General features: G+C 68.5%; 4 protein-coding genes. 2 read left to right on the top strand and 2 right to left on the bottom strand.

Annotation, left to right across the window (positions count from 1 at the left end):
* Positions 1-260 precede the first annotated feature (260 nt).
* On the top strand, positions 261-569 hold the full coding sequence (locus RMO12_RS11130) for a hypothetical protein (RefSeq protein ID WP_309639332.1): 309 nt from the start codon (positions 261-263) through the stop codon (positions 567-569).
* Positions 570-809: 240 nt separating this feature from the next.
* Here RMO12_RS11130 and recQ read toward each other — a convergent pair whose 3' ends face one another.
* Both recQ and RMO12_RS15995 read right to left on the bottom strand, forming a co-directional pair.
* Positions 810-2,693 (bottom strand): DNA helicase RecQ, encoded by a 1,884-nt coding sequence (gene recQ / locus RMO12_RS11125; protein WP_309639331.1) that lies wholly within the window; start codon positions 2,691-2,693, stop codon positions 810-812.
* A 110-nt stretch (positions 2,694-2,803) separates the two neighbouring features.
* Positions 2,804-3,151: a hypothetical protein gene (locus tag RMO12_RS15995; RefSeq protein WP_405029665.1), complete on the bottom strand. Its 348-nt coding sequence runs from the start codon at positions 3,149-3,151 to the stop codon at positions 2,804-2,806.
* On the opposite strand from RMO12_RS15995, the gene ssb reads away from it, so the two are divergent.
* Positions 3,150-3,659 (top strand): single-stranded DNA-binding protein, encoded by a 510-nt coding sequence (ssb, locus tag RMO12_RS11115; RefSeq protein WP_309639330.1) that lies wholly within the window; start codon positions 3,150-3,152, stop codon positions 3,657-3,659. The two genes, RMO12_RS15995 and ssb, sit on opposite strands and share 2 nt — an antisense overlap.
* Positions 3,660-4,061: the final 402 nt, after the last annotated feature.

The raw sequence follows: 4,061 nt of genomic DNA, 5'->3' as shown, positions 1-4,061 counted from the left end.
GGCACTGCGACGCTGCTCGGCGCCGACGGCGCGGCGCCCTACGAGTGGGACACCGCGCTGCCGGCCGGCGCCATCGGCAACGTGCAGTTCTTCGCGCGTGCCACCGACGATGCCGGGCAGAGCACCGACAGCGCCGCGGTGAGCGTGCGGGCCGTGCCGTGAAGGGCGCACGTCGGGCGCAGGGCAGCCATGTCGCGACCGTTGAAGCAACGGCGCAGGCGGCATGGCCGCACGCGTCTCTCCCGACCCGCGAGGACGCCATGAAAAAACTCGTTCGATGTCTTGGCCTGTGCGCAGCGCTTTGCGCTGTCCTGCCAACCGGCGCGCAGGCGCCCGTCAAGGGCAGCGTGCAATTGACCAACGTCACCCAGAAGGAAGTCGAGGTCGACTATTCGGTCGATGGCGGCAAGACCTACGGCGCGCTGGACAAGCTGGGCATCAGCACCCAGGGCAGCGACGCCCCGCGCCCGGCCACCGCGGCCGACGTCACGCACCTGCGCTGGACCCTGAAGAACTCAATGGCGCCAGGTGCAAGCGGCTTCGTTCGATTCCGTGCGGTGATGCTGTAGTTTTGGTCCCGGGCGCTTGCTGTTTCTTCCCGGTTGCGGGGGTAAGGAAACGGCTTGCGCTGCGGCGATCTCTTTTGCGCGCTACACCCGTCAATCACAGACGGGCGATGCACCCAGTCGCGCACATGCCGCGCGCCAAGCACCAGTTTCAATCCGCGCCCGTCATCACTGACGGGCGATGCAGCCAATGCTATCGACGCCCCGCCTGCGACATCTGACAAGGCTTACAGCGTGACCGGATCAACCGGCTTGCAGCACCCGCAGGATCTCCTGCCCATACGCCTCGAGCTTCTTCTCCCCCACGCCGCTCACTTCGCCCAGCTCGGCTAGCGACCCCGGCGCCCTGCGCGCCATCTCGGCCAGCGCGGCGTTGCTGAACACGATGTAGCTCGGCAGGTTGTGTTCGCGCGCCACTTCGCTGCGCCAGGCACGCAGCGACTCGTAGCGCGCTTGCGCTGCGGAGTCCAGGTCAGCCGGCGCGCTGCTGGCCGGTTTGGCCGCGCGGCTTGCGCTCTTGGCGACGCGGCCGCGCTTGGGCGCGGCGCTCGGCACGCGCAGCAGCATCTGCACTTCGCCCTTGAGCACGGCGCGCGCGCTGTCGGTCAGAGCCAGCGTGTTGTATTCGCCTTCCGAGACGACCTGGCCCAGCGCCACGAGCTGGCGCAGCACGCCGCGCCACTGCATCTCGGCCAGGTCGGCGCCGACGCCATAGGTGCTGAGCCGCTCATGGCCGTACTGCGCCACCTTGTCGGTGGTCTTGCCGCGCAGCACGTCGATCAGGTGGCCGGCGCCAAAGTGGCGCGGGCCGTGAGACGCGTGCGCGAAGCGGTAGATGCAACTGAGCAGCTTGCGCGCCGCGTCGGTGGCGTCCCACACCTCGGGTGGCGTGAGGCAGTTGTCGCAGTTGCCGCACGGACCCGAAGCCTCGCCAAAGTAGCCGAGCAGGCGCACGCGTCGGCAGTCGTGCGCCTCTGCGAGCGCGAGCAGCGCGTCGAGCTTGCCGCGCTGCAGGCGCTTGAACTCGTCGCCGGCCGGGCTCTCGTCGATCATGCGGCGCTGGTTCACCACGTCGGCCAGGCCGTAGGCCATCCAGGCGTCGGCCGGCTCGCCGTCGCGGCCGGCGCGGCCGGTCTCCTGGTAGTAGCCCTCGATGTTCTTGGGCAGGTCGAGGTGGGCCACGAAGCGCACGTCGGGCTTGTCGATGCCCATGCCGAAGGCGATGGTCGCCACCATCACCACGGCCTCGTCGCGCAGGAAGCGGTTCTGGTGTTGCTGGCGCACGCCGGCGTCCAGGCCGGCGTGGTAGGGCAGGGCGGTGATGCGCTCCTCAGCCAGCCAGGCAGCGGTCTCGTCGACCTTTTTGCGCGTCTGGCAATAGACGATGCCGGCCTCGCCCTCGTGTTCGTCGCCGATGAAGCGCAGCAGCTGTTTGCGGGGCTCGTCTTTTTCCACCACGCGGTAGCGGATGTTGGGGCGGTCGAAGCTGGAGATGAAGAGTCGCGCGTCGTGCAGCGCCAGGCGCTCGATGATGTCGGCGCGCGTGTGGGTGTCGGCGGTGGCGGTGAGCGCGATGCGCGGCACCGCGGGATAGCGCTCGTGCAGGACATTGAGGCCGAGATAGTCTTCGCGGAAGTCGTGGCCCCACTGGCTCACGCAGTGCGCCTCGTCGATGGCAAACAGGCTCAGGAGGCCGCGTTCGCTCAGCGAATCGAGCTGCGCCAGCATGCGCGGCGTGGTCAGCCGCTCGGGCGCGGCGTAGAGCAGCACCAGGCGCCCGCTCATCATTTCGCGCTCGATGCGCTGCACGGCCTCGAAGCCGAGCGTGGAGTTCAGGAAGGCGGCGTGAACGCCGGCTTCTTCCAGTGCGCCGACCTGGTCGTGCATCAGCGCGATGAGCGGGCTCACGACGATGGCCACGCCGCATCCGCCGCGGTGGCGCGCAATCGCCGGTATCTGGTAGCACAGGCTTTTTCCGCCGCCGGTTGGCATGAGCACCAGCGCGTCGCCGCCGGACTGCACATGCTCGACGATGGCCTCTTGAGCGCCGCGAAACGCGGGGTAGCCGAACACCTGCTGCAAGATGGCCAGCGGCGCGGTGGACGACTCGGAAACAGGCGCGGACATGGGAGGGCGCGATGGTAAGCGAGGGCCTTGCGTGCGAGCCTGCCGGCCTCCAGACCCAGCCCGACGCAGGACCGGTGGACGCACCCGCTACGGGCAACCGCGCGAGCGGCTCAGGCGCGAACTGATCCGCACGCAACTGCAACGTGGTGTCGCTCGAGCGCCAGCAGCGCGAGCCGCTCTACGACACGCTTTGCGGCGGCGTCTCCCCCGGCACGGCGGCCCACAAGCGTGGCGCCGGCTTGGACATCCGCGCGCCCGGCATGCGCTCGTGTCCCTATCACGTCCACCCTGCGCAGGAAGAGATGTTCGTCGTGCTGGAAGGCAGGGGCAGCCTGCGCGTGGCGGGCCAGTTGCTGTCCATTCGAGCCGTGATCGGCCAGAAACTGTCTGGCGCGTGCCTCCCCGGTCCCGGTCTCGGCGCCGGCATAATCTTTGGCCAGACCCACGGAGCGCGACATGGCCTCAGTCAACAAAGTCATCCTCGTCGGCAACCTCGGCCGCGACCCCGAAACCCGCAGCTTCCCCGACGGGGGCTCGATCTGCAACGTCACCATCGCCACTTCCCGGCAATGGAAAGACAAGGCGAGCGGGGACCGCCAGGAAGAAACCGAATGGCACCGCGTCGTCTTCCGTGACCGCCTGGCCGAGATCGCCGGCGAATACCTCAAGAAGGGCCGCTCGGTCTACGTCGAAGGCCGTCTCAAGACCCGCAAGTGGACCGACAAGGACGGCGCCGAGAAGTACACCACCGAGATCGTCGCCGAGGTGATGCAGTTGCTCGGCAGCCGTGAAGGCATGGGCGGTGGCGACGAGGGCGGTAGCAGCCACGAGGCAGGTGGAAGCGGCGGCGAGCGCACGCCAACGTCGCGCCCCGCTGCGCAGCGCCCTGCGACGAACCGGCCTGCCCCCGCGGCGCAGAAGTCGTCGACCGGCTTCGACGACATGGACGACGACATTCCGTTCTGATCGAAGTCGTCGCGTTGCCAGAGAGCCCCGCTTGCGGGGCTTTTTTCGTTGGAATCGGATCGCTCAGCGACCCCGACGACTTCCTTCGGGTGGCATGTCCTTTGCCCCTATTGCCCGTCGTTTCTGCGCTGGAGAACTGCAATGCGTCAGACCCCCTGGAGGCTGTGGGCCTCGAGCCTTGCGCTGCCGCTGTCATCGTGCGGAGGCGGCGGAGGCGGCGCCGCAGCGGACGGCAAGTCAACGCCAACAGCGAGCCGGCATCGATCCCGATATGCCTGCCGGCGACGTACGCGCGCCGCTCTGAGACACTTGGCGCAGCCCTTGCCCGCACACGCTTTGCGCGGCACCGCTCCTCCTTGCGTTTTGCTGCCGACCCGAACCATTTCGCCATGCGCCCCCCTG

The organism is Methylibium sp. (genome assembly GCF_031393925.1).
GTDB lineage: Bacteria > Pseudomonadota > Gammaproteobacteria > Burkholderiales > Burkholderiaceae_C > Methylibium.
This window is presented reverse-complemented; position numbering and strand designations above follow the sequence as displayed.

Bases quoted from the DNA above. Each gene is read 5' to 3' on its own strand.
- RMO12_RS11130 (WP_309639332.1), top strand. From the start codon at position 261: ATGAAAAAACTCGTTCGATGTCTTGGCCTGTGCGCAGCGCTTTGCGCT.
- recQ (WP_309639331.1), bottom strand. From the start codon at position 2,693: ATGTCCGCGCCTGTTTCCGAGTCGTCCACCGCGCCGCTGGCCATCTTG.
- ssb (WP_309639330.1), top strand. From the start codon at position 3,150: ATGGCCTCAGTCAACAAAGTCATCCTCGTCGGCAACCTCGGCCGCGAC.
- RMO12_RS15995 (WP_405029665.1), bottom strand. From the start codon at position 3,151: ATGTCGCGCTCCGTGGGTCTGGCCAAAGATTATGCCGGCGCCGAGACC.